19 protein-coding genes and 1 pseudogene are annotated in these 22,695 nt (G+C 69.2%); 14 read left to right on the top strand and 6 right to left on the bottom strand.

Features of this window, described 5'->3' with window-relative positions:
* The 3 genes and pseudogenes from JJ683_RS01380 to secA form a co-directional block, all read left to right on the top strand.
* A pseudogene (locus JJ683_RS01380) lies at positions 1-284 on the top strand (hypothetical protein); the annotation flags it as partial.
* 308 nt (positions 285-592) lie between these two features.
* On the top strand, positions 593-1,237 hold the full coding sequence (gene hpf / locus JJ683_RS01375) for a ribosome hibernation-promoting factor, HPF/YfiA family (protein WP_200170899.1): 645 nt from the start codon (positions 593-595) through the stop codon (positions 1,235-1,237).
* Positions 1,238-1,392: 155 nt separating this feature from the next.
* Positions 1,393-4,287: a preprotein translocase subunit SecA gene (secA, locus tag JJ683_RS01370; protein ID WP_200170860.1), complete on the top strand. Its 2,895-nt coding sequence runs from the start codon at positions 1,393-1,395 to the stop codon at positions 4,285-4,287.
* 57 nt (positions 4,288-4,344) lie between these two features.
* Here the strand turns inward: secA and JJ683_RS01365 are convergent, their stop codons facing one another.
* Positions 4,345-4,908: an Rv3235 family protein gene (locus JJ683_RS01365; protein ID WP_200170859.1), complete on the bottom strand. Its 564-nt coding sequence runs from the start codon at positions 4,906-4,908 to the stop codon at positions 4,345-4,347.
* A gap of 294 nt (positions 4,909-5,202) precedes the next feature.
* Here JJ683_RS01365 and JJ683_RS01360 point away from each other — a divergent pair, with 294 nt between their 5' ends.
* The 6 genes from JJ683_RS01360 to JJ683_RS01335 all read left to right on the top strand — a co-directional run bounded on the left by JJ683_RS01360 (position 5,203) and on the right by JJ683_RS01335 (position 12,710).
* Positions 5,203-6,660 (top strand): WS/DGAT/MGAT family O-acyltransferase, encoded by a 1,458-nt coding sequence (locus JJ683_RS01360; protein WP_200170858.1) that lies wholly within the window; start codon positions 5,203-5,205, stop codon positions 6,658-6,660.
* A gap of 24 nt (positions 6,661-6,684) precedes the next feature.
* Positions 6,685-7,176: a DUF6912 family protein gene (locus JJ683_RS01355; RefSeq protein ID WP_200170857.1), complete on the top strand. Its 492-nt coding sequence runs from the start codon at positions 6,685-6,687 to the stop codon at positions 7,174-7,176.
* Positions 7,177-7,369: 193 nt separating this feature from the next.
* Positions 7,370-8,479 carry a ferredoxin reductase gene (locus JJ683_RS01350; RefSeq protein WP_200170898.1) on the top strand — a complete coding sequence of 370 codons (1,110 nt, stop codon included), beginning with the start codon at positions 7,370-7,372 and terminating at the stop codon, positions 8,477-8,479.
* A 140-nt stretch (positions 8,480-8,619) separates the two neighbouring features.
* Positions 8,620-9,906: a fatty acid desaturase family protein gene (locus JJ683_RS01345; RefSeq protein WP_200170856.1), complete on the top strand. Its 1,287-nt coding sequence runs from the start codon at positions 8,620-8,622 to the stop codon at positions 9,904-9,906.
* Positions 9,903-10,718 (top strand): alpha/beta fold hydrolase, encoded by an 816-nt coding sequence (locus JJ683_RS01340; protein ID WP_200170855.1) that lies wholly within the window; start codon positions 9,903-9,905, stop codon positions 10,716-10,718. The genes JJ683_RS01345 and JJ683_RS01340 overlap by 4 nt, the downstream gene beginning before the upstream one ends.
* A gap of 60 nt (positions 10,719-10,778) precedes the next feature.
* Positions 10,779-12,710 (top strand): chloride channel protein, encoded by a 1,932-nt coding sequence (locus tag JJ683_RS01335; protein WP_200170854.1) that lies wholly within the window; start codon positions 10,779-10,781, stop codon positions 12,708-12,710.
* Positions 12,711-12,840: 130 nt separating this feature from the next.
* Here the strand turns inward: JJ683_RS01335 and JJ683_RS01330 are convergent, their stop codons facing one another.
* From JJ683_RS01330 to JJ683_RS01315, 4 genes are read right to left on the bottom strand one after another with little or no spacing between them, the layout of a single operon-like run.
* The gene (locus JJ683_RS01330; protein WP_200170853.1) at positions 12,841-13,296 is read right to left on the bottom strand and encodes a nuclear transport factor 2 family protein; all 456 of its coding nucleotides are present in this window, start codon (positions 13,294-13,296) and stop codon (positions 12,841-12,843) included.
* Positions 13,293-14,480 carry a thiolase family protein gene (locus tag JJ683_RS01325; protein WP_200170852.1) on the bottom strand — a complete coding sequence of 396 codons (1,188 nt, stop codon included), beginning with the start codon at positions 14,478-14,480 and terminating at the stop codon, positions 13,293-13,295. The genes JJ683_RS01330 and JJ683_RS01325 overlap by 4 nt, the downstream gene beginning before the upstream one ends.
* Before the next feature lie 23 nt (positions 14,481-14,503).
* Complete coding sequence (locus JJ683_RS01320; protein ID WP_200170851.1) at positions 14,504-15,664, bottom strand: thiolase family protein; 1,161 nt, start codon at positions 15,662-15,664, stop codon at positions 14,504-14,506.
* Between the two features lie 17 nt (positions 15,665-15,681).
* On the bottom strand, positions 15,682-16,683 hold the full coding sequence (locus tag JJ683_RS01315) for a Zn-ribbon domain-containing OB-fold protein (RefSeq protein WP_200170850.1): 1,002 nt from the start codon (positions 16,681-16,683) through the stop codon (positions 15,682-15,684).
* A gap of 109 nt (positions 16,684-16,792) precedes the next feature.
* Between JJ683_RS01315 and JJ683_RS01310 the strand changes: the two genes are divergently transcribed.
* Both JJ683_RS01310 and JJ683_RS01305 read left to right on the top strand, forming a co-directional pair.
* Positions 16,793-17,836, top strand: coding sequence for an LLM class F420-dependent oxidoreductase (locus tag JJ683_RS01310; protein WP_200170849.1), 1,044 nt, complete (start codon positions 16,793-16,795; stop codon positions 17,834-17,836).
* Positions 17,837-17,922: 86 nt separating this feature from the next.
* Positions 17,923-18,567: a DedA family protein gene (locus tag JJ683_RS01305; protein WP_242474281.1), complete on the top strand. Its 645-nt coding sequence runs from the start codon at positions 17,923-17,925 to the stop codon at positions 18,565-18,567.
* Between the two features lie 52 nt (positions 18,568-18,619).
* Here JJ683_RS01305 and JJ683_RS01300 read toward each other — a convergent pair whose 3' ends face one another.
* The gene (locus JJ683_RS01300) at positions 18,620-18,976 is read right to left on the bottom strand and encodes an amino acid permease (protein WP_200170848.1); all 357 of its coding nucleotides are present in this window, start codon (positions 18,974-18,976) and stop codon (positions 18,620-18,622) included.
* Positions 18,977-19,087: 111 nt separating this feature from the next.
* On the opposite strand from JJ683_RS01300, the gene JJ683_RS01295 reads away from it, so the two are divergent.
* From JJ683_RS01295 to JJ683_RS01285, 3 genes are read left to right on the top strand one after another with little or no spacing between them, the layout of a single operon-like run.
* Complete coding sequence (locus tag JJ683_RS01295) at positions 19,088-20,560, top strand: type I restriction-modification system subunit M (protein ID WP_200170847.1); 1,473 nt, start codon at positions 19,088-19,090, stop codon at positions 20,558-20,560.
* Between the two features lie 2 nt (positions 20,561-20,562).
* Positions 20,563-21,642 carry a restriction endonuclease subunit S gene (locus JJ683_RS01290; protein ID WP_242474306.1) on the top strand — a complete coding sequence of 360 codons (1,080 nt, stop codon included), beginning with the start codon at positions 20,563-20,565 and terminating at the stop codon, positions 21,640-21,642.
* Entirely contained in the window at positions 21,642-22,607 is a 966-nt protein-coding gene (locus JJ683_RS01285; RefSeq protein WP_242474280.1) for a restriction endonuclease, read from the top strand. Before JJ683_RS01290 ends, JJ683_RS01285 begins: the two co-directional genes overlap by 1 nt.
* The last annotated feature ends 88 nt before the right edge of the window (positions 22,608-22,695 follow it).

Genomic DNA, 22,695 nt, shown 5'->3' with positions numbered 1-22,695 from the left:
CGGTGCGGGCGCTGCGGTTGCGCACGGGCGCACGCGATTCGGTGGGCCTCGGTGCGGCCGCCCGGCAGCGGAATCTGGCGGGTCGCGTGACGGTGCGGCGGGGCGCCGTCGAGCGCTTGGCAGGGGCGCCGGGAGGCGGCCCGCCCGACGCAGCGCCGCGCGTGCCCGCGGTCGTGTTCGTCGACGACGTCGTCACGACCGGGGCCACCGCCGCGGAGTCCGTGCGGGTGCTTGCGAACGTCGGTATCAGGGTGCGTGCGGTGCTCGTCCTGGGGCACGCGTGAACGACCGCGAAGACCGGCGCGCGGGTGTGCCGAAAGGTGTGGCACAACCGGCCGCGGAGCGATAGCGTCGCAGGTAGCACCGGGTGAAAACGCTGGTGCACGGTAAGTCCATGCGGGTTGTCGACGCAGCAGGCTCCGCGTATCCGTCGCGGACGCGCACCATCCCAGGGGTGGGCGTGGACGGGCACCGCGCGAGGCGCACGCGCGGGGCACGCTGGGTCGTCCGGTCCGTGAAGCTGCTGCCGCTGCCACACCGAGCGGCAGCCGAAGCTGGGAGGTAAGACGTGTCCACCGGTTCAGAAGCAGCCATGGAGTACTTGCCCGATGAACGCGACGCGTCCGAGGAGGGCGGCCTGTCCGCGGACCTCGTCATCAAGGGGCGCAACGTCACGGTCCCCGACCACTTCCGGGTGCATGTGGCGGACAAGCTCGCCCGTCTCGAGCGCTTCGATCTGAAGGTCCAGCTCTTCGACGTCGAACTCCAGCACGAGCGCAACCGTCGGCAGTCCAAGTCCGCCAGCCGCGTCGAGATCACCGCGCGGGGGAAGGGGCCGGTGGTGCGCGCCGAGGCACGCGGCGACAGCTTCTATGCGGCACTCGAATCCGCCATCGACAAGCTCGAGAGCCGCCTGCGCAAATCGAAGGACCGCCGCACGGTCAGCTACGGCGAGAAGACGCCGATGTCGGTGGCCAGCGCAACGGCGGAACTGGCCCGCAACGCGGACTTCGGCATCCCCCCGGGCTCGCTCGAGGAGGACGACTACCCGGTGGGTCCGGGCCAGATCGTCCGCACCAAGGAGCACTCGTCCACGCCCATGTCGGTCGACGACGCCCTCTACGAGATGGAACTGGTGGGACACGATTTCTACCTGTTCCAGGATGCCGCCACCGACAGGCCGTCCGTCGTCTATCGGCGCCACGCATTCGACTACGGATTGATCCGGCTCGCCTGAACCGGCCCGGTTGCGCATACCATGGTTCCGGTCGGGGCGTTTGCGCCCCGGCCGGAACCGGCGTTTGCGCGTCGACCGGCCGGGAACCTGGACCGCGGACCGCCGCGGGCCGCCCCGGGACATGAGCTCACACAGGATTGAGGAAACGAACGCCCGTGCTGTCGAAACTGCTGCGTATCGGCGAAGGCCGCAAGGTCAAGCAACTCAAGAAGGTCGCAGACCACATCATGGCGCTGGAGGGGGACTACGAGGGCCTCACGGACGCGCAGCTGCGGGCGAAGACCGACGAGTTCAAGAAGCGCTTCGAGCAAGGCGAGTCGCTGGACGACCTGCTTCCGGAGGCGTTCTCCGTGGCGCGCGAGGCCTCGTTCCGCGTCCTGGGGCAGAAGCACTACCCGGTGCAGATCATGGGCGGTGCGGCCCTGCACTTCGGCAACATCGCCGAAATGAAGACCGGTGAGGGCAAGACGCTCACCTGCGTGCTCCCTGCGTACCTCAACGCCATCTCCGGCAAGGGCGTGCACGTGGTCACGGTCAACGACTACCTGGCCAAGCGCGACGCGGAGTGGATGGGCCGGGTGCACCACTTCCTGGGGCTCGAGGTGGGCTCGATCCTCAGCGGGCTCACCCCGGAGCAGCGACGCGCCGCATACGGGGCCGACATCACCTACGGGACCAACAACGAGTTCGGGTTCGACTACCTGCGCGACAACATGACGCACAACCTCGACGACCTGGTGCAGCGCGGGCACGCGTACGCCATCGTCGACGAGGTCGATTCGATCCTCATCGACGAGGCCCGCACGCCGCTGATCATCTCCGGCCCCGCGGACGGCTCGTCCAACTGGTACACCGAGTTCGCACGCATCGCCCCGCTGCTCACGCTCGACGAGCACTACGAGATCGACATCAAGAAGCGCACGGTGGGCGTGCACGAGGCCGGCGTCGAGTTCGTCGAGGACCAGCTGGGCATCGAGAATCTCTACGAGGCTGCGAACTCGCCGCTGGTGAGCTATCTCAACAATGCGATCAAGGCCAAGGAGCTCTACACGCGCGACAAGGACTACATCGTGCGTAACGGTGAGGTCATCATCGTCGACGAGTTCACGGGCCGCGTGCTGCACGGCCGCCGCTACAACGAGGGCATGCACCAGGCGATCGAGGCGAAGGAAGGCGTCGAGATCAAGGCCGAGAACCAGACGCTGGCCACGATCACACTGCAGAACTACTTCCGCCTCTACGACAAGCTCGCGGGGATGACCGGCACCGCCGAGACCGAGGCCGCCGAGCTGCACGAGATCTACAAGCTCGGCGTCATCCCGATCCCCACCAACAAGCCGATGATCCGCGCGGACGAGCGCGACCTGATCTACAAGACCGAGATCGCCAAGTTCGACGCTGTCGTCGACGACATCGCCGAGCGGCACGACAAGGGCCAGCCGGTGCTCATCGGCACCACCAGCGTGGAGCGGTCCGAGTACCTGTCCAAGGAACTCACCAAGCGCGGCGTGCCGCACAACGTCCTCAACGCCAAGCACCATGAGCAGGAGGCCACGATCATCGCCCAGGCCGGGCGCAAGGGGGCCATCACCGTGGCCACCAACATGGCCGGCCGCGGCACCGACATCGTCCTGGGAGGCAACCCGGACATCATCGCCGACCTTGAAATCCGTGCGACGGGCCTGGACCCGGTCGAATCCCCTGAGGACTACGAGAAGGCCTGGGACGACGCGATCGTCCGCGTGAAGGACGACGTCCGCGGGGAGGCGGAGAAGGTCAAGGAAGCGGGCGGTCTCTACGTGCTCGGCACGGAGCGCCACGAGTCGCGGCGTATCGACAACCAGCTTCGCGGTCGCTCGGGCCGTCAGGGCGACCCCGGCGAGTCGCGGTTCTACCTGTCGCTCGGTGACGAGCTGATGCGGCGCTTCAACAGCGCGGCCGTCGAATCGATCATGACCCGGCTGAACATGCCCGAGGACATGCCGTTGGACTCGAGCATGGTGGCCAAGGCGGTGCAGACGGCGCAGACGCAGGTCGAACAACAGAACTTCGAGATGCGCAAGAACGTCCTCAAGTACGACGAGGTCATGAATCAGCAGCGCACGGTGATCTACGAGGAGCGCCGCCGCATCCTCGAAGGAGAGGACCTCGAGGGGCAGATCGAGCACATGATCAGCGACGTGGTGTCGGCCTACGCGGACGGGGCCACCGCCGACGGATACGTCGAGGACTGGGACCTGGACGCGCTGTGGGCGGCGCTGAAATCCCTGTACCCGGTGGGCATCGACCACAAGGACCTCACCGGCGAGGCCACCGCCGGTGAGCGTGACGACCTGACGGCCAAGGAGCTCAAGGACGCGCTGCTGACCGACGCGCGGAACGCGTACAAGAACCGCGAGGCCGAGATCGAAGCGATGGGCGGCGAGGGCGCCATGCGGCAGATCGAACGCAGCGTGCTGCTGCAGGTGCTGGACCGCAAGTGGCGCGAGCACCTCTACGAGATGGACTACTTGAAGGAGGGCATCGGCCTGCGCGCCATGGCGCAGCGCGACCCTCTCGTCGAGTACCAGCGCGAGGGCTTCGACATGTTCGGCGGGATGCTCGAGGGGCTCAAGGAGGAGTCCGTCGGCTTCCTGTTCAACGTCTCGGTGGAGCCGACGCAGTCGGCTTCGGTCGCCGCAGGCCAGGCCGCCGGGGCGCCGGCGGCGGTCCCGGCGGCCGCGGGCGCGGGCGCGGCCGGAGGGGCAGGTGCAGACGGGGAAACCGGTGTGGCCGGGGAGGCCGGTGCGGACGACGGGTCCGGTGCGCACAAGGAGCCCGCCAGGGCAGCGCAGGCGAAGGAACCGACGGTCCGCGCCAAGGGGCTGGGCGATGAGCAGGCCCAGGCGTTGAGCTACTCGGGCCCCTCGGAGTCCGGCGACGCCGAGGTCCAGCGTGCGAAGCCGGCCGGCGGAGCCCAACCCGCGAGCCGTCGCGAGCGCCGGGCCGAAGAACGCGCACAGGCCAAGAAGAAGGCGAAGGGCGCCAAGTCCAAGAAGTCCCGCCGTTGAGCCGGTCTGCCGCGCGCCGGTCGTGAGCACCCCGCCGGCGTACGGCGGCGCCGGCCGCTACGCGAGGTGCAGAGCGGTGCAGACCCAGGCGCCGCGTTTGCGCTCGAAGCGCCCGGCGATCGCCAGCGTGCGGCGGCCGCGGACGTAGGTGGCGCAGATCTCGGCGGCCCCGGCGCCGGCCGAGGTGATGTGGATGCGGCGCAGCACGGCGCTTCCCAGCTGCCGCCCCGGCGGGGACGTGCGGGCGAGCTTCCGGACCATGCCGAGCACCGACGCGTCGACGAACCCCTCCAGGTGCTCCGGCCGGCGCCGCAGGTCCAGGACCTCGAGCACCAGCCGCAGCGTCACCTCGACTCTGCGGCGGACCTCGACGGCGGCCGCGTCCCGGGTGCCCGGTGCGCGGGTGCGCACCGGCGCGGTGGCCCTGTTCGAGGAGACGTCCTGTGCCGACGACGGCGCCTGGGCCGTCGCGGTCGGCGGGACGTCGGCCGCCGGGACCGGCCGGTTCGGCGGGCGGGAAAGGTAGCGCATCGTCGAATCGAGAACGGGCACGGCGCCGTACTCGACGAACGGCGGGTTGTGCAGGCTCGCGTGCCGGGGGGTTTCCGTCGGCGCCGCCACCGGGGGAAGTGCGACTGCGCGCCGGGCAGCGGGTGTCGTAGCAGCGCCGCCGGGCGGTGCTTCCGCGGGCGTGTCGTCGACGGTGATTTTGTGCGCGCAGCTTGGCATGTGCCCCCCTGACTCGACCCGGGGCGCGCCGACCGGCCCGTCCCGTGGGTGTGTTCTTGTCGAGTCCGCGGGGGAGGCGCGGACGAAAACCATCATGGCAGAATGTGTCTGCGGCCACCACCGGGGGTGGGCACGTCGAAAGCACGTGTACGCGGGCTGCCTGAGCAAAGGTGGGGAAACGCGCAGATGGTCACACGCCTCAGCAGTCAGGACGCCGCGTTCTTCTACATGGAGGAGGCGGCGGTCCCGTCGCATCTGTGCACGATGGCGGTGTTCGACCGCGCGGACGCCCGTCTGGGGTACGAGCAGGTACTGGAGAAGGTCGAGCAGCAGCTGCAGCGCGTCCCGCGGTATCGGCAGCGTGTCCGCGAGGTCGCCGGCGGTTTCATGCGCCCGGTATGGGTGGACGACGCCGATTTCGACATCACTTATCACGTGCGGCGTTCGGCGTTGCCGCGTCCGGGCACCCGGGACCAGCTCAACGATCTGCTGGCCCGCCTGGTCTCCCGCCCGCTCGATCTGGGCCGCCCGCTATGGGAGCTCTACGTCATCGAGGGGATCGAAGGCGACCGGTTCGCGGTGTTCACCAAGTCGCACCGCGCCATGGTCGATCCGCGCGGCGGTGCCCTCGACATCTGGCAGGTGATCCTCGACGACTCACCCGAGCCGCCGCTGCCGCGGGAGGACCTCTGGATGCCGCGTCCGGAGCCGGGGCGGCTGGGCGTGATGGTCGAGGGCCTCGCGGGCGTGGTCTCGCGTCCGGCGTCCGGGGTGGACTTGATCAAGTACGCCTTCGGCGACGTGGCCGACGTCGCCGGAAAGGTGGGCAGGACCGTCGCGGACGTCGCGTCGATAGTGCGGGGCGCCACCACGAACGGCACTGTCGATCCGCTCAGCGGCGGCCGGTCGGCCACCCGGAGATTCTGTGTGGCACAGGCCGAGCTCGCGCACTTCAAGAAGGTGCGTTCCCGCTTCGGCGGGACGATCAACGACGTGGCGTTGGCCGCCGTCGCCGGCGTCCTGCGCAGCTGGCTCGTCTCACGCGGACACCCGGTGGCGGCGTCCACCACGGTCCGCGCCCTCGTGCCGCTGTCGGTGTACCCGGGCGACCGCGCGGCGCCGGGCTCCCCGCCCGCGGTGGGCGTCAAGGAGCCGTCGTCGGACACGTATCCCGTGGGGCCCACATACGGCGAGACCACGGTGGAGCTGGCGTTGGTGGACCTGCCGGTGGGCGAGCCCAACGCCATCGTGCGGCTCTCGCAGATCTCGCACGCCATGACCGCGCGGCCCGGCGCGGCACGCGCGGTGGCCGCGCGCAACCTCATGCGCCTGTCGGGCTTCACGCCGCCTACGCTGCACGCGATGGGGTCGAGGGTGACGGGCTCGATTTCCCGGCGGGCGTTCCACCTGGTCGTGGCCAACGCGCCGGGGCCGCAGACGCCGATGTACTTCGCGGGGGCGCGGATGCGGGAAATGTACCCGGTGCTGCCGCTGGTGCCCGGCCAGGCGTTGAGCATCGGCATCACGTCGTACGACGGGATGCTGTTCTTCGGATTCGACGTGGAGCGCGACGCGGTGCCGGACGTGGACGTGTTCCCGGCGCTTGTCCGCGAGGCCGTCGATGAACTGCTCGAATCGCTGTGACAACCGACCGGATGGAGTGTGCAGATGCGGGTATACGTCCCGATGACCGTGCCGATGCTGGAACAGCTTTCCCAGGACAGGCTGTTCATGCCGCTGAGCGGGACGGTGTTCACGGTCACGCCGGCGCTGCGCGAGGCGTACACGGCGGACGGCGACGACGAGCTCGCCGAGGTGGCGATGGCGGAGGCGGCGCGGGCCTCGCTGCGTCTGCTGTCGGCGCAGCCCGGCGCCCGGACGCGCAGGGTCGTCGTCAGCGCGGATGTCGCCGCGGCCGAGCACCGTCCGGACCTCGACGCGGCGGTCGCGCGCGTGCACGAGCCGATCACGCTCAAGCAGGTCGCGTCCGTGCACGTCGATCTCGAGGATGCGGAGGAAGACGTCCGGCGTGCGGCGGAAGTGGTGGACGCGGCGGATCTCGGTGACGAGGACGCGGAGTTCGCGCTGGGCGACGCGGAGGACCATTCCCTGGCCTGGTACGCCACCCAGGAGTTGCCGTTCCTCCTCGAACTCATGTGACGGTGCGGTCGGACTTCATGGACCGGCGCCGGCGGGGGCGGCCCGGTCCGTCGGAAGGCGCGTTTCCCTGGCGCCGCGCATGCGGTAACCTACGGTAGCGTAGGTTACGTGGCGGAGTGGATTGCCGGACGAGACGGATTGCGGGACGAGGGGACGGGCTGTGGGATTCGAGCTGGGACACAGGGTCGCGCAGATGCGGCAATGGCTGGAGGAGCCGGCCAAGGACGTTGCGACCACCGGGTCACCGCGGAGGAACATGCTGCGCGGTGCGGTCGCGCGTGTGACGACGCCGCTGCTGCCGGACGACTACCTGCACCTGGTCAACCCACTCTGGTCGGCTCGCGAGCTGCGGGGGCGGATTGTCGAGGTCCGTCCCGAGACGGCCGACTCGGCCACCCTGGTGATCAAGCCGGGCTGGGGCTTCCGCTTCGACTACCGCCCCGGGCAGTACATCGGTATCGGGCTGCTCGTGGACGGTCGCTGGCACTGGCGCTCGTACTCGCTGACGTCGAGCCCCGTCGTCGGCGCCCGGCTCATCACGATCACCGTCAAGGCCATGCCGGAAGGATTCCTGTCCTCGCACATCGTCGGCGGCGTGGAGCCCGGCACCGTGGTCCGGTTGGCCGCGCCGCAGGGGAACTTCGCGCTGCCGGAGCCGCTGCCGGACCGGATGCTCTTCGTCACCGCGGGCAGCGGCGTCACGCCGATCATGTCGATGCTGCGCACCATGGACCGCCGTGGGCGCGTGCCCGACATCGTCCACATCCATTCCGCTCCCACCGAGGACTCCGCGATGTTCCGCGGGGAGTTGGCCGCGTTGGCGGACGCGCACGAGGGGCTGCAGTTGCACCTGCAGCTCACGCGTTCGATGGGCCAGTTCGACCTTGCCCGGCTGGACGAGTTGTGCCCGGACTGGCGCGAGCGTCAGGCATGGGCCTGCGGTCCGGCCGGGATGCTGGCGGCCGCGGAGGAGCGGTGGCGGGTGGCGGGGCTCGAGGACAACCTGCACCTGGAGCGGTTCGCGGTGGACCGTACCGGGCAGGACGGCGACGGCGGCACCGTGACCTTCGCCCGGTCCGGAAATAGCCTGGAGATCGACGGCGCGACAACGCTGCTCGAAGCCGGGGAGAAGTCGGGCGTCCAGATGCCGTTCGGCTGCCGGATGGGCATCTGCCAGACCTGTGTGGTGCCGCTCGAGGCCGGTGCCGTGAGAGATCTACGCAACGGTAAGGTCCATGAGGAAGGGAGCCGGATTCAGACGTGCATCAGCACCGCGGCCGGCGACTGCACGCTCGACCTCTGACCGGGCCGTCATGACCGGGGGCCGGTGCCGCACAGGCCGTCGGAGCGGGTGTAGCAGACCTGGGAGGCGGATCGTTCCCGGTACGGGGCGGGAGGTACCGGGGGCGAGCCGCTCGTCAACGAGAATTGCAGGTGACAAGCATGGCGATCACAGACGTCGGCGTCTACGCCCATCTCACGGCCGACGACATCGAGAGCCTGCGCATAGAGTTGGACGGGATCCGTGAGGACGTCGAACGCGCGCGCGGCGTCCGGGATGCCCGCTACGTGCGGCGCACCATCCTCGGCCAGCGAGTCCTCGAAGTCGCGGCGCGTGCCGTGATCGTCGGCGCACGGACGCGGCCCGGGCTGTATCTGGGGGTGCTGGGGCTCGGGGTTGCCAAGAGCATCGAGAACATGGAGCTGGGCCACAACGTCAGCCACGGCCAGTGGGACTGGATGAACGAGCCGGAGATCCACTCCACCACCTGGGAGTGGGACATGGCTTGCGTCTCCGCCCAGTGGAAGCACTACCACAACTATTTGCACCACAAGTACACCAACGTCCTGGGCATGGATGACGACATCGGCTTCGGCATCATGCGCGTGTCCCGGGATCAGCAGTGGCGCCCCATCTACCTGATCCAGCCGGTGCAGAACCTACTGCTGGCGATCGGTTTCGAGTGGGGGATCGGCATGCACGACATCAAGCTGGGCAGGCTCCGCGGCACCCCGGAGGAGCGTGCGCACACTCAGTCCCAGCTCCGCGCCTTCGGCCGCAAGATCCGCCGCCAGGTGGTCAAGGACTACGTCCTGCTGCCGTCGCTGAGCGGCCCGCGCTGGCGGCGCACCCTCGCGGCGAACGCCGCTGCGAACGTGCTGCGCAACCTCTGGGCCTACCTGGTCATCTTCTGCGGGCACTTTCCGGACGGCGCAGAGAAGTTCCATCCCGACGACATCGCCGACGAGACGCGCGGCGAGTGGTATCTGCGTCAGATGCTCGGCACCGCCAACTTCGACGCGGGCCCGGTACTGGCGTTCATGTCCGGCAACCTGTGCTACCAGATCGAACACCACCTGTATCCCGACCTGCCCAGCAACCGCTACGCGGAGATCGCCGAGCGGGTGCGGGCCGTCTGCGACAAGTACGACCTGCCCTACACCACCGGTCCGCTGGCCAAGCAGTATCTGCTGACCCTGCGGACCATCGTCAAGCTCTCGGTGCCGGACCGGTATCTGCGGGGCACTGCGGACGACGCCCCGGAGACGGGGTCGGAGCGGCGGTTCACCGCGCCCATGGTCTCCACGATCAGCCCGCTGACGGGGCGCCGCAGGGGCCTGCGCACCGCGCTGCGGGACCTGCGTTCGTCGCGGCGCCGGGCGGGCCGCGGCGCAGCGGCCGCCGGCGGGGGCGGCGCGGGGCATTCGGCGTACGCGCGCACGGCATGAGCGCGCCCGTACTCACGGTCGCGCCGGCGGGTGTCGAGATCGCGTACCGCCGCACCCGGTCCGGAACGTCTCCGAGTGCGGATCCGGTGCTGTTCATCCACGGGATGGGTGGCGATGGCCGGACGTGGGACGCGGCGGCCCGCACCGTCCGGTCCGCCGGGCGCGACGTGCTCACGGTGGACCTGCGCGGCCACGGGCGCAGCGCGCGGGCGTCGTCGTACCGATTCGTCGACATCGCGCAGGACGTCATCGGGGTGTGCGACCACCTGGGGCTCCGGCGCGTCGACATCGTCGGGCATTCGCTGGGCGCGCTCACCGCGACGCTGATGGCCCAGCGCCGGCCGGGCCTGGCGCGCAGGCTCGTGCTCGAGGAGATGCCGATGCCGCTGCGCGCCGGCGATCCCGCGCCGCAGGTGCCCGCGCACCGTCCCAGGCCCGCCGAGCTGTGGCATGCGCTGGGCGCGATGGTCCGCAGTCCCCGCGGCCTCGTGGCCTTCGACCGGGGGCTGACGGAGCCGGCGATGACCCAGTTCCGGGCGCCCAACCCCGGGTGGTGGGCCGCGCTGCCCGCGCTGCGCGGCGTGCCGGTGCTGTTCCTGCGGGGCACCCGCCCCGGCAGCATGGTCGACCCGGCTCTGCTGGCCGAGATGGCGCGGGCGCTGCCGGGGATGGACGTGTGTGGGGTGCCGTGCGGGCACAGCATCCACCGGGACCGGAAGGCCCGGTTCGACGCCGCGGTGATGCCGTTCCTCGGCGCGCCGGTGGAGCCGCCGGACGGGGGGAAGGTCGGGCGGTCGGTGCGGCAGGACTAGGCTTCTCCCGTTCGATCACTGAATTCCACGCCGGACGGGAGCGTGGAGGCTGGAGGTAACGTGGCAGGCCGGGGGCAACCGCCGCGCGATTTGCGACATCTCGCGGACTTCACGGCGCATCGCCGGATCCTGCTGATCACCGCGCTGGCGGTGCCGGTCGGACTGCTGGGCGCCTGCGCGGCGTGGGTGCTGCTCAAGCTGATCGGGCTCATCACCAACCTGGTGTTCTACCAGCGCGTCGCCACGGAGCTGGTGGCTCCGGGCGCAGGTGACCACAGCCCCTTCCTCATCATCGGGGCGCCGGTGGCCGGCGGACTCATCGTAGGCCTGATGGCACGGTACGGTTCGGAGAAGATCCGCGGCCACGGCATGCCGGAGGCGATCGAGTCGATCCTGCTGGGCGGCAGCAAGATCCAACCGCGTGTGGCCGTGCTCAAGCCCACCTCCTCAGCAGTGGCCATCGGCACGGGTGGGCCGTTCGGAGCCGAGGGGCCCATCATCATGACCGGCGGCGCGCTGGGATCGCTGCTGGCCCAATTCCTGCAGCTCACCGCCGACGAACGCAAGACGCTGCTGGTCGCCGGCTCGGCGGCGGGTATGGCAGCCACGTTCAACACGCCGTTCGCCGCCATCATCCTGGCTGTCGAACTGCTGCTGTTCGAATGGCGCCCGCGCAGCTTCATCCCAGTGGTCGCCGCGGTCACCGTCGCGACGCTTCTGCGTCACGTGATCCTGGGGACCGGCCCACTGTTCCCCAGCACCGGGGAGTTCCACATGAGCGCGGTGGCCTGGGTGCTGTGCGCGGTCACCGGCGTGGTCTCGGGCCTGCTGGCGGTGGTGGCGACGACGCTCGTTTACGCCTCGGAGGACCTGTTCCGCAAACTGCCCGTGCACTGGATGTGGTGGCCGGCGATCGGCGGCGTGATCATCGGCGTCGGCGGGCTGTTCGTACCCCAGGCGCTGGGCGTGGGGTACGACGTGATCGGCGCGGAACTCGACGGTTCCATCGGCCTGAGCCTCGTCGTAGGGATCCTCGTCGTCAAGACCCTCATCTGGTCGCTGTCGCTCGGTTCAGGGACCTCCGGCGGCGTCCTGGCGCCGATGTTCATGATCGGCGGCGCGCTGGGTGCACTGGAAGCCCAGGTGTTTCCGGACGTGGGGCCCGGGTTCTGGGCGCTGGTGGCGCTGGCCGGGGTGGTCGGCGGCGTGATGCGCTCGCCGATCACCGGTGTGGTGTTCGCCGCCGAGCTCACCCACCGCTTCGACGCGCTGCTGCCGCTGGTCATCGGGGCGACGGCGGCTTATGCGGTGTCGGTGCTCACGCTCAAACGCTCGGTGCTCACCGAGAAGATCGCCCGCCGCGGATTCCACGTCTCCCGCGAATACGACGTGGACCCCCTCGAGATCCTCTTCGTCGGGGAGGTCATGAACAGCACCATCGTGAGCTTCGCCCACGACATCACCGTCGACGACGCCTCCGCCACGATCTCCGGCAACGATCCGGCGACCCGCGCGGACCGGCGCCAGATGCTCTACCCGGTGGTCGACGGGCGCGACAACCTGGTCGGCGTGGTCACCTCCGGCATGCTGGAGAACGCGGCGTACCGGGGCGAGTCGGATGAGCTGCTCTCGGAGCTGGCGGTCACGCCCATCGTCACCTACCCGGAAGAGACCCTGCGGTCGGCGGCGATGAGCATGACCGAGCACGAGGTGACCAGGATGCCGGTGGTCGACCGGGAGCGGCCGCAGCGGGTGCTGGGCATCGTGACCCTGCCGATGCTGCTCGCCGGCCGGCAGAAGGACCTCGACGAGGCGCGCACCACCGAGCGGGTGCTGCGGATCCGGGTGGTGCGGCCGAGGTGGCTCGGCGGGCCGGACGGTGGCGGGAACACCGACGCCGGGAGCGACACCGGCAGCGGGAGCGCGGGGGACGGCGGGAGCGCGGGGGACCAGGCGGCCGGGGCGGCGATGGGCACCGGTTCCGCCGGCTGACAGCCGCTCGTCCGTGGACGCGTTCGGTGGACTTCCGGCCGGATTCCCACCGGAAAACGACCAGAAGTCCACCGAACGCGCAGTGGCGTATGGGGTGCGTATGGGGTTGGGGCCTGGGGCCGCGCGACGGCTATTCGGCCGGGCGCGCCGTCTTCATCGCGCGGTCGAGCTCCCAGAACGCGCGCAGCGACTGCAGGTCGCCGGCGCCGTCGACGCGGTAGATGAACACGCCCTCCGCGTCGATCACGTGGCCGCCCATCGTGGTGCGGATGCGCCCGATGTTGGCTACCTCGTCGCCGCATGCCACCGAGTCGTCGATGAGGAACTCGATCGAGTCGGTCTTGGCGATGGCCATGTCCCAGAAGCGGCCGATGGCCTCCCGGCCGTGATGTCCGGCGCCCTCGGGATCGAAGCCCGACTTGCCGACGGGGTCCTCCACCCACCCGTCGTCGGCGAAGATGCCCAGCCAGGCCTGCTTGTCCTTGGCGCGCACGGCCGCCATCGACCGCCGCGACGCCGTGCGGGCAGGGTGTTCGTTCTCTGCGGCAGCGGGGCCGCCGGCTTCAGGGGTGTCCGTTGTGTTCATGCCGCTGTCTTTCCGGTGGGCTTCGCGTCGCCCACCACCCACATCGAGAAGTACTGGGATCCGCCGCCGTAGGCGTGGCCGAGCGCCTTGTGCGCGCCCTGTACCTGGTGGGAGCCGCCCTTGCCGGTGACCTGGATGGCGGCCTCGGCGAACCGGATCATGCCCGATGCCCCGATCGGGTTGGACGAGAGCACGCCGCCGGACGCGTTGACGGGCAGCTTGCCGTCGAGCGCCGTCGCACCCGATTCGGTGAGCTTCCAACCCTGGCCCTCCTCGGCGAACCCGAGGTTCTCCAACCACATCGGCTCGAACCAGGAGAACGGCACGTAGATCTCCGCCGCGTCGATCTCCTCGAGGGGGTTCGTGATGCCCGCCTGCTTCCACAGCGCTGCCGCCGCGTCCCGCCCTGCCTGCGGCGAGACCTGGTTGCGCCCGGAGAACCATGTGGGCTCGGTGCGCATCGCGGTGGCGTGGATCCAGGCGACGGGGCGTCCCGCCGCGGCGGACGCGTCGGCGCTCGCCTCGTCGCCGATCACCATCGCGCAGGCTCCGTCGGAGGACGGGCAGGTCTCGTCGTAGCGGATCGGATCCCACAGCATCTGCGACTTCTGCACGGATTCGACCGTCATGTCCGGCTGGTGCAGGTGGGCGAGCGGATTGAGCGCGCCGTTGCGCCGGTCCTTCGCGGCCACGATTGCCCCGACGTGCTCGGGGGCGCCGGATTCGCGGATGTAGGAGCGCACGTGCGGGGCGAAGTACCCGCCCGCGCCGGCGCCGACGGGCTTGTTGAACGGGATGGGGATCGACAGCGCCCACATCGCGTTGGACTCGGACTGCTTCTCCCACGCCACCACCAGGACCCTGCGGTGGATCCCGGACTGCACCATCTTGGCGCCGACGATGGACGTGGACCCGCCGACGGATCCGGCGGTGTGCACGCGGAAGAGCGGTTTGCCCACGGCACCGAGCGCGTCGGCGGTGGGAAGTTCCGGCATCATGACGCCCTCGAACAGGTCGGGGGCCTTGCCGATGACGATGGCGTCGATCTCGTCGAGGGTGACGGAGGCGTCGGCCAGCGCGCGGTCGATGGCCTCGCGGCACAGCGCCCCCATCGTCACGTCGTGGCGCTTGGCGACGTACTTGGTCTGCCCGGTGCCGAGCACTGCGGCCAGGTTTTTACTCATGGTGTGGTTCTCCTCCTGGCTGGTCAGCGTCGTCCGTCGAGGACGCACACGAGGTTCTGCTGCAGCAGCGGTCCGCTGGTGGCGTGCCCCAGTGCACGCTCGGCGCCGCCGTCGATCACGGTCCGTGCGGCGTTGCCGATGCGCTGCAGACCGGCCGCGAACATCGGGTTGCCGGTGAGCGGGCCGCCGGACGGGTTGATCGCGATCGTGTCTGCCGAACCCGTGAGGCCCAGGGCGGAACGCAGGATCAGCTCCTGGTGGGTGAACGGCGCGTGCAGCTCGGCCACCGTGATGCCCGCGGTGTCGCCGCCTGTCGCGTGCTCGCCCGCCGTGGCGGCGGACGGTGCGGTCGTCAGGTCGCGCCCGCCCAGCTCGGCCGAGTCGATGATGTGCTCGAATCCGGTGATCCACGCGGGGTTGTCGCACAGCTCGAAGGCCCTGCGCCCGCTGGCCAGGATGATGGCCGCCGCGCCGTCGGTGACCGGGGCGATGTCGTGCCGCCGCAGCGGGTCGGCGAGCATCGGCTGCGCCAGGAGCTGCTCGGCGGTGACGTCTTTCGCGACGTTGCCGTCCGCGCCGCGGAATCCGGAGAACTGCGCCGCCGGGTTGCCTGCCGCGTCGCGCCGCGAACGCGCCGCCACCTCGGCCATCGCCGCCTCGTCCCACAGACCGGCGTCGAGGCACAGGCGGGCCTGCATGCCGGCGAGGGCGAGCGAATCCGGCCACAGCGGTGCGACCACGTACGGGTCGGTCTGCAGGGCCAGGGTGCGGCGCAGGTTCCCGGCGGACGACTTGCCGAAGCCGTAGGCCAGGGCGGTGTCGGTCTCCCCGGTCTTGAGCTTGACGTAGGCCTCGTACATGGCCCACGCGCCGTCCATCTCCACGTGGGACTCGTCGATGGGCGGCACGGCGCCGATCGCGTCCACCGAGGAGATGAACGAGAACGCGCGGCCGGACATGTAGTCCGACGAGCCGGAGCACCAGAAGCCGATGTCGCGGCGGGTGATGCCCAGGTCCTTGTAGAGCTGCTGGAAGATCGGCACCAGCATCTCGGTGCCGTTGGTGGTGCTGTAGCTGCGGCGCACCGACGGCGACTGGCAGAAGCCGACCACGGCGACGTCGTCGTCGGTGACGGTCTCGGGTGTCAGCGCGCCCGGCCGGGCGGCGGTCTGCGGTGATGTCATGTGTGCGTGCTCCCCGTTCACAGGTGCTCGGCGTAGTACTCGTACGGCGCGTCGGGCTCACCGGTGGGCGCGAAGTGCTCGATGTTGCCCGTCGACGGGACCCATTCCTCGCGCGGTTTCCACACCGCCCGCACGCGCATGCCCATGCGCACCTCGGACGGGTCGCAGCCCAGGACCAGGTGCAGCAGCGGGATGTCCGCGCCGTCGAGGAGGATGTAGGCGCCCACGTAGGGGGGCTTGATCTTCTGCCCGATGAACGGCACGTTGACGATGCAGAAGGTCGTCACGGTGCCCGTGTCGGACACCTCGACCTCCTCGTTGGTGGGCACGCCGTGGGTGGGGCTCGCGCCGCGCGGCGGCACGTACACCTTGCCGGTCTCGGGGCACCGCTGTCCCACCACGCGGCCCTCGGCGATGGCGCGCAGGTAGCTGCTCTCCTCCACCGAGGCCGAGTGCTGCACCGTCATCTCGAACGGGGTGACGAGGATCTGCAGCGGGTCCTGGTCGAGGAACGCGGTGAGCGCCGCGCCGGCGAGCGGCTCCGGATCCGTGCCGTTTCCGGCGTCCGCGCCGGTCTCCGGCACGAAATGGACGATGTCCCCGATGGCGGCCGTCGTGGTCTCCGCCCACACGGCGCGGACGCGCATGCCGGTGGACATCTGAGCGGGTCCGTCGACCTTGACCGCGTGCACCATGGCGGTGTCGGCGCCGTCGAGGCGGATGAGAGCGAAGGCGAACGGCTCGGTCAGCGGATTGCCGTCCACCGGGTCTGCCACCCACGACCAGGTGACGACCTGGCCGGACCGGCCAACTTCGACGAAATCCTCGAGCGGATCGGCGGTGTCCGGGTCGAACTCGACGGGGGGCACATGCACCCGGCCGTCGGAGCCGCGGACGCCGACTATGCGCCGGCGGGCTAGGGCTCCGAGGAATCGGCCGATCACCGGTCCGACGGAGCGTGTGTAATCGAACTGCAGCTCGATCGGCGCACTCAGCGGCTCGAGATCGGGGATAGGCATTGCCACAATAGAGGTTTGCGTGCTCACATGGTGAAGTAGAACACGTTCCTGTTTGTGGGGCAAGGGTTTTTGACAGATTGACTGAAACCAGGTGGAGAGGGGATCGCACATGAAGCTCGGCCTGCAACTGGGGTACTGGGGCGCGCGGCCGCCGGAGGGCGTCGCCACGCTGCTCGCCGTCGCGGAGGAGTGCGGATTCGACTCGGCGTTCACCGCCGAGTCCTGGGGATCCGACGCGCTGACGCCGCTCGCGTGGTGGGGGTCGAACACCCGTCGGCTGCGGCTCGGCACGTCGGTGGCGCAGCTCTCCGCGCGCACGCCGACCGCCGCCGCGATGGCCGCACTCACCATGGACCACCTCACCGGGGGCCGGTTCATCCTGGGGCTCGGCGTTTCCGGGCCCCAGGTGGTGGAGGGATGGTACGGGCAGCCCTTCGCCAAGCCTCTCGCCCGCACGCGCGAATACGTGCAGGTTATCCGGGACGTGCTGGCGCGCGAGGCGCCAGTGACGCAGGACGGCACGCACTACCCGCTCCCGTACGCGGGGGAGGCGGCGACGGGTCTGGGCAAGCCGCTCAAGCCCATCACCCACCCGCTGCGCGCCGACGTGCCGATCTGGCTGGGCGCCGAGGGTCCCAAGAACGTGGCCCAGACGGCTGAGATCGCGGACGGGTGGCTGGCCATCTACTACTCGCCGCGCCTGGCGCCGATGTACGACGAGTGGCTGGACGAGGGGTTCGCCCGGCCGGGCGCGCGGCGCAGCCGGGAGGACTTCGAGATCGCGGCCACGTGCCAGATCACCGTCACCGACGACCCGGGCGCGGTGCGCGACGGCGTGCGGCCCACGGTGGCGCTCTACGTGGGCGGCATGGGCGCGCCCGAGCTCAACTTCCACGCGCAGGTCTACCGCCGGATGGGCTACGGCGCGGTGGTCGACGAGGTGACGGCGCTGTTCCGGTCCGGGCGCAAGGACGAGGCCGCGGCCGCGATCCCCGACGAGATGATCGACGAGACCATGATCATCGGGAACGCGGAGCACGTGCGCCGCGAGGTGGCCCGGTGGGAGGCGGCGGGCGTCACCACGATGCTCGTGACCTGCCGCGACGAGGACCAGGTGCGCAGCCTCGCCGAGGTGGTGCTGCAGGGGGCGTGATCGCGGTGGTTCGGTGTGCAGGGCCGGTCCCGCGGCTGGGTAAGGTGAGATGACACTCGCCCGCATCGGCGTGAAGGGGCCCGCGCTTGTTGGATTCGATCAACGACTTCATCATCAGTGAGTCGGACGCGCTGTGGCTCTATCCGCTGTTGTTCTCGGTGTGCATCATCGACGGCTTCTTCCCGCCGGTGCCCAGCGAGACGGTGCTCGTCACCCTCGGGTCGCTGGGCGGGGCCACCGGCGAGCCGTACCTGTGGGCGGTGATCCCGGTGGCGGCCCTGGGTGCGGTGATCGGCGACAACATCGCCTACTCCATCGGCAAGCTAGTCGGCACCGATCGGTGGGCGTGGATGCGCAAACCGAAGACGGCCGCGGCCTTCGCCTGGGCCCGTCGCGCGCTGGACGAGCGCGGGCCGGTGATCATCGTGACGGCGCGCTTCATCCCGGTGGGGCGCATCGCCGTGAACATCACCGCCGGGGCCACCGGATACCCGCGGCGCGTGTTCTTCCCGCTGACCGTCGTCGCCGGGCTCATCTGGGCGTCGTACTCGGCGCTGATGGGGCACTTCGTCGGCAGCTGGTTCGAGTCGCAGCCGCTGCTGGGAGCGGTCATCTCGATCTGCGTCGCCGTGGTCGTGGGCTTCATCGTGGACAAGCTCATGCAGCGGTTCCAGGCGCGCAAGCGGCCGGCCGCCGACGCCGATGCGCAGTCGGAGGAATCGACGCACTGAGCGGGGATCCCGGCCAGCGTCCGTTCTCAACCTGGGTGCCTGGCCGTCGGGCTCACACGCGGCGCTTGCGCCAGGCCCACGCCGACAGCACCGCGCCCACTGCCGCAGCCGCCGGCAGCACCCGTCGCAGCCGGCGCTGGTCCTGCATCTGCTGGAACTGCTCGTTGCTGAGGAACTGCTGTCCCTCGGGCGCCGACGTGAACGCGTCCCAGAAGAAGCGCGCCGAGCCGCCGAGGTTGCCGACCCAGCCGATAGACGCGCCCACCCACCAGGCGGCGACGAGGCAGGTCGCCGGGAACACAAGCCAGAACCACGGCAGCCCCTTCGGCGTGAACCGGGCGCGCCGGGGCAGGACTGCGCCGGCCACCGCCGCGACGACGGCGCACGCTGCGAGCATTGACCAGATCATGGGGGCAGCGTACGAGGTCGCGGGGGTGACGCGGGCTTCTGGTCGAGGTATCCCCTGGGCCACCGGGCGTGAGCGCCGGATGCGTCGGTGGGCGGGGATAGGGTGATCGGCGTGATCACAGGGCAGCTCAAGAGCAAGATCGACCGCGTGTGGGATGCGTTCTGGTCGGGAGGCATCTCCAATCCCCTCGAGGTGATCGAGCAGATCACCAACCTGCTGTTCCTGCGCAGGCTGGACGAGTTGCAGACGCTCGCCGAGCGCAAGGCACGCGTCACCGGGAAGGGGATCGAGGATCCGAAGTTCCTGCCCGGCCAGGAGCACCTGCGCTGGAGCCGGTTCCGCAATGACGACCCGGAGACGATGTACGCCACTGTCTCGCGCGAGGTGTTCCCGTTCCTGCAGCAGTACGGCGCGCAGGCGGGCGGGGAGGATTCCACGCTGGCCGAGCACATGCGGGACGTGCGCTTCACCATCCCCACGCCCGCGCTACTGAGCAAGGTCGTCGACATGCTCGACGACATCCCCATGGATGACCGTGACACCAACGGGGACCTGTACGAGTACATGCTCGGCAAGATCGCCTCGGCCGGCACCAACGGCCAGTTCCGCACGCCGCGGCACATCATCGCGGCGATGGTGGCGATGATGGCCCCGGGACCAGAGGACGAGATCTGCGACCCGGCATGCGGCACCGCGGGGTTCCTGGTGGCGGCGTCGGAGCACATCCGCAGCGAGCACCCCTCCGCGCTGACCAACGCGACGCAGAGGGCGCACTTCCACCGGTCGATGTTCCACGGGTTCGACTTCGATTCCACCATGCTGCGCATAGGCAGCATGAACATGCTGTTGCACGGCGTGGAAGCGCCGGATATCCAGTACCGCGACTCTCTTTCCGAGGGGGCGTCGGGGGACGGTTCGCGGTATTCGCTGATCCTGGCGAACCCGCCGTTCGCCGGCTCGCTCGACTACGAGGCCACCGCCAAGGACCTGCAGCGCGTGGTGAAGACGAAGAAAACCGAGCTGCTGTTCCTGGCCCTGTTTCTCAAGCTGCTCAAGCCCGGTGGGCGGGCGGCGGTGATCGTGCCCGACGGGGTGCTGTTCGGCTCGACCAAGGCGCATAAGGCGCTGCGCGAGGCGCTGGTGGAGGACCAGAAGCTCGACGGGGTGGTGAAGCTGCCCTCCGGCGTGTTCAAGCCGTACGCGGGGGTGTCGACGGCGATCCTGCTGTTCACCAAGACCGACTCGGGCGGCACTGACGACGTGTGGTTCTACGACGTGCGCGCCGACGGGTTCTCGCTGGACGACAAGCGGAACCCGATTGACGACAACGACCTGCCCGATGCTGTGACGCGCTGGGCGGAGCGCGCGGGCAGCGAGCGGGAGCGCGCGCGGACGGAGCAGTCGTTCTGCGTGCCCAAGGACGAGATCGCGGCGCAGGGCTACGACCTGTCGATCAACCGCTACAAGGAGATCGTCTTCGAGGAGGAGGAACACCGCCCGCCGCTGGAGATCATCGCCGAGATCGAGGAGCTGGGCGAGGAGATCGCGACGGGTATCGCTGAGCTGAAGGGGATGCTCGGGTGAAGATGGCGCGGGTTCCCTTTTTCGATGCCGTCCAGGACGTTTCGGCCGGAAATGTCAAAATTCCACAATCAGCGTTTCAGCCCTCCGGCGCATTGGCAATAGTCGATCAGGGCCAGCAACTCGTCGCGGGTTACACCGACGACACCACAACAGCGGTCAAAGCTGAATCTCCTGTCATCGTCTTCGGCGATCACACCCGAGCCCTGAAGTTCGTGGACTTTCCGTTCGCGATGGGCGCCGATGGTGTCAAGGTGTTGCAGACACGTGATAGTTTCGACGCGAAATTCGTCTACTGGTATCTGCGTTCACGGCCGATTTCTAGCGTCGGATATTCACGTCACTTCAAGTTTCTTAAAGAGACTCAGATCCCGGTCCCTCCCCTTGACGAGCAGCGCCGCATCTCCGCGATCCTCGGCCAGGCCGATGCGATCCGCGCGAAGCGCCGCCTGATGCTCGATCACCTCGACGCGCTAACGCAGTCGGTATTCCGTGACATGTTTGAAAGCGGGGGGTGCTCGCGTGTCCGGATTGGGGCGTTCGCGGAAGTGAAGTCCGGATCGACTCCATCGCGAAAGATTATCGAGAATTATGGCGGGGGAATTCCTTGGGTCAAGACTGGCGAGGTTTCTGGCAAGATTACTGAAACTTCCGAATCGGTATCACAGCTTGGCGTGCGGTCTGCACGCCTTCGAATCTTTCCGGTTGGCTCGATAATTATTGCGATGTACGGGCAGGGCGCGACTCGCGGCCGGTCTGCAATACTTGGCGTTGAGGCAACGGTCAATCAAGCTTGTGCCGTAATTGTGCCAAATGGTTTTTTCGATTCAACGTTTATGGACGTCCAGTTGAAGCTTAACTACGATCGATTGCGGAATTATGCCGAAGGTGGGAGTCAGCCAAACTTGAGCTTGGACCGTGTAGCGAAGTTTGAAGTCTATAACCCTCCGATAGATTTTCAGAGAGAGTTCGCCTATTACGTGAAAGGCGTGACTCGGATAAGGGACCGTGTCGAACGCGCTCTCGCTGCAGGCGACGAATTGTTCGCCTCGCTGCAGTACCGCGCGTTCCGGGGTGAGCTCTGATGGCGATGCCCACGTGGGACGAGACGATGGCGCCGGTGCTCCGCGAGCTGGTCGGCGGTGAAACGGTGCGGGCGCGCGACATGTACGTACGGGTGGCCGACGCCGTCGGGCTCACCGACGAGGAGCGGATGGAGGCACTCGCCTCCGGTCAGCTCCGCCTGCACAACCGTGTCGGCTGGGCCACGTCCTACCTCGCGCGCGTCGGTGCGGTCGAGCGCCCCGTGCGCGGCGCATACGCGATCACCGACGTCGGCCGGAAGCTGCTCGCCGACCATCCCGACGGCATCACCGAGAAGGATCTGCGGGTTCTCGCCGGCGATGCGAACGCGCCTCACACGTACTACGCGCTCAAAGCGATGGAGCAGGGCGGGTCGAGCGCGGAAGCCAATGGAGCCTCAGTGAGCACGGGCGGAGGGGAAGCAGCGGTGCCTCCAGTGGCGCCGGCGCAACTCGATCCGGTCGAACAGGTCGAGGACGGCGTCGCGCGCCTTCACGCCGACGTCGCCGCAGACCTGCTCACCCGCCTGCACGCCAGCGACCCGGCGTTCTTCGAACAGGCGGTGCTCGACCTCATCGTGGCGATGGGCTACGGCGGCGCCGAGGGCACGGCCACCCGCACTCAACTGTCCAACGACGGCGGCATCGACGGCATCGTCGACCAGGACGCGCTCGGTCTCAGCCGCATCTACGTGCAGGCCAAGCGGTATGCGCTGGACGGCACGGTTGGCCGTCCTGAGATCCAGGCGTTCGTCGGCGCGCTGCACGGCAACCAGGCGAACCAGGGCGTCTTCATCACCACGGCCTCGTACTCCAAGGGCGCGCGCGAGTATGCCGGGTCCGTCCCCACCCGCGTCGTGCTCATCGACGGGCGGCGCATGGCAGCGCTGATGATCCGCTACGGAGTCGGTGTGCAGGCCAAGCGCACCGTGCAGATCGTCGAGGTGGACGAGGACTTCTTCGAGTAGCCGGCCCCGTCGCCGCCCCGTCGCGGCGGAAACATGTCGGTGCGTAGGGGCATACTCCGGCAGCGACGCGACGGGAACGGCCCGCGAG

Source organism: Tomitella cavernea, assembly GCF_016599145.1.
GTDB classification, from domain to species: domain Bacteria; phylum Actinomycetota; class Actinomycetes; order Mycobacteriales; family Mycobacteriaceae; genus Tomitella; species Tomitella cavernae.
The sequence above is the reverse complement of the archived record's forward strand: the minus strand, read 5'-3'. Positions and strand labels throughout refer to the sequence as shown.

Coding starts and splice junctions, on each gene's coding strand:
- hpf (WP_200170899.1), top strand. CDS start 593: ATGGAGTACTTGCCCGATGAACGCGACGCGTCCGAGGAGGGCGGCCTG.
- JJ683_RS01360 (WP_200170858.1), top strand. CDS start 5,203: ATGGTCACACGCCTCAGCAGTCAGGACGCCGCGTTCTTCTACATGGAG.
- JJ683_RS01355 (WP_200170857.1), top strand. CDS start 6,685: ATGCGGGTATACGTCCCGATGACCGTGCCGATGCTGGAACAGCTTTCC.
- JJ683_RS01350 (WP_200170898.1), top strand. CDS start 7,370: ATGCGGCAATGGCTGGAGGAGCCGGCCAAGGACGTTGCGACCACCGGG.
- JJ683_RS01345 (WP_200170856.1), top strand. CDS start 8,620: ATGGCGATCACAGACGTCGGCGTCTACGCCCATCTCACGGCCGACGAC.
- JJ683_RS01340 (WP_200170855.1), top strand. CDS start 9,903: ATGAGCGCGCCCGTACTCACGGTCGCGCCGGCGGGTGTCGAGATCGCG.
- JJ683_RS01330 (WP_200170853.1), bottom strand. CDS start 13,296: ATGAACACAACGGACACCCCTGAAGCCGGCGGCCCCGCTGCCGCAGAG.
- JJ683_RS01325 (WP_200170852.1), bottom strand. CDS start 14,480: ATGAGTAAAAACCTGGCCGCAGTGCTCGGCACCGGGCAGACCAAGTAC.
- JJ683_RS01320 (WP_200170851.1), bottom strand. CDS start 15,664: ATGACATCACCGCAGACCGCCGCCCGGCCGGGCGCGCTGACACCCGAG.
- JJ683_RS01315 (WP_200170850.1), bottom strand. CDS start 16,683: ATGCCTATCCCCGATCTCGAGCCGCTGAGTGCGCCGATCGAGCTGCAG.
- JJ683_RS01310 (WP_200170849.1), top strand. CDS start 16,793: ATGAAGCTCGGCCTGCAACTGGGGTACTGGGGCGCGCGGCCGCCGGAG.
- JJ683_RS01300 (WP_200170848.1), bottom strand. CDS start 18,976: ATGATCTGGTCAATGCTCGCAGCGTGCGCCGTCGTCGCGGCGGTGGCC.
- JJ683_RS01290 (WP_242474306.1), top strand. CDS start 20,563: ATGGCGCGGGTTCCCTTTTTCGATGCCGTCCAGGACGTTTCGGCCGGA.
- JJ683_RS01285 (WP_242474280.1), top strand. CDS start 21,642: ATGGCGATGCCCACGTGGGACGAGACGATGGCGCCGGTGCTCCGCGAG.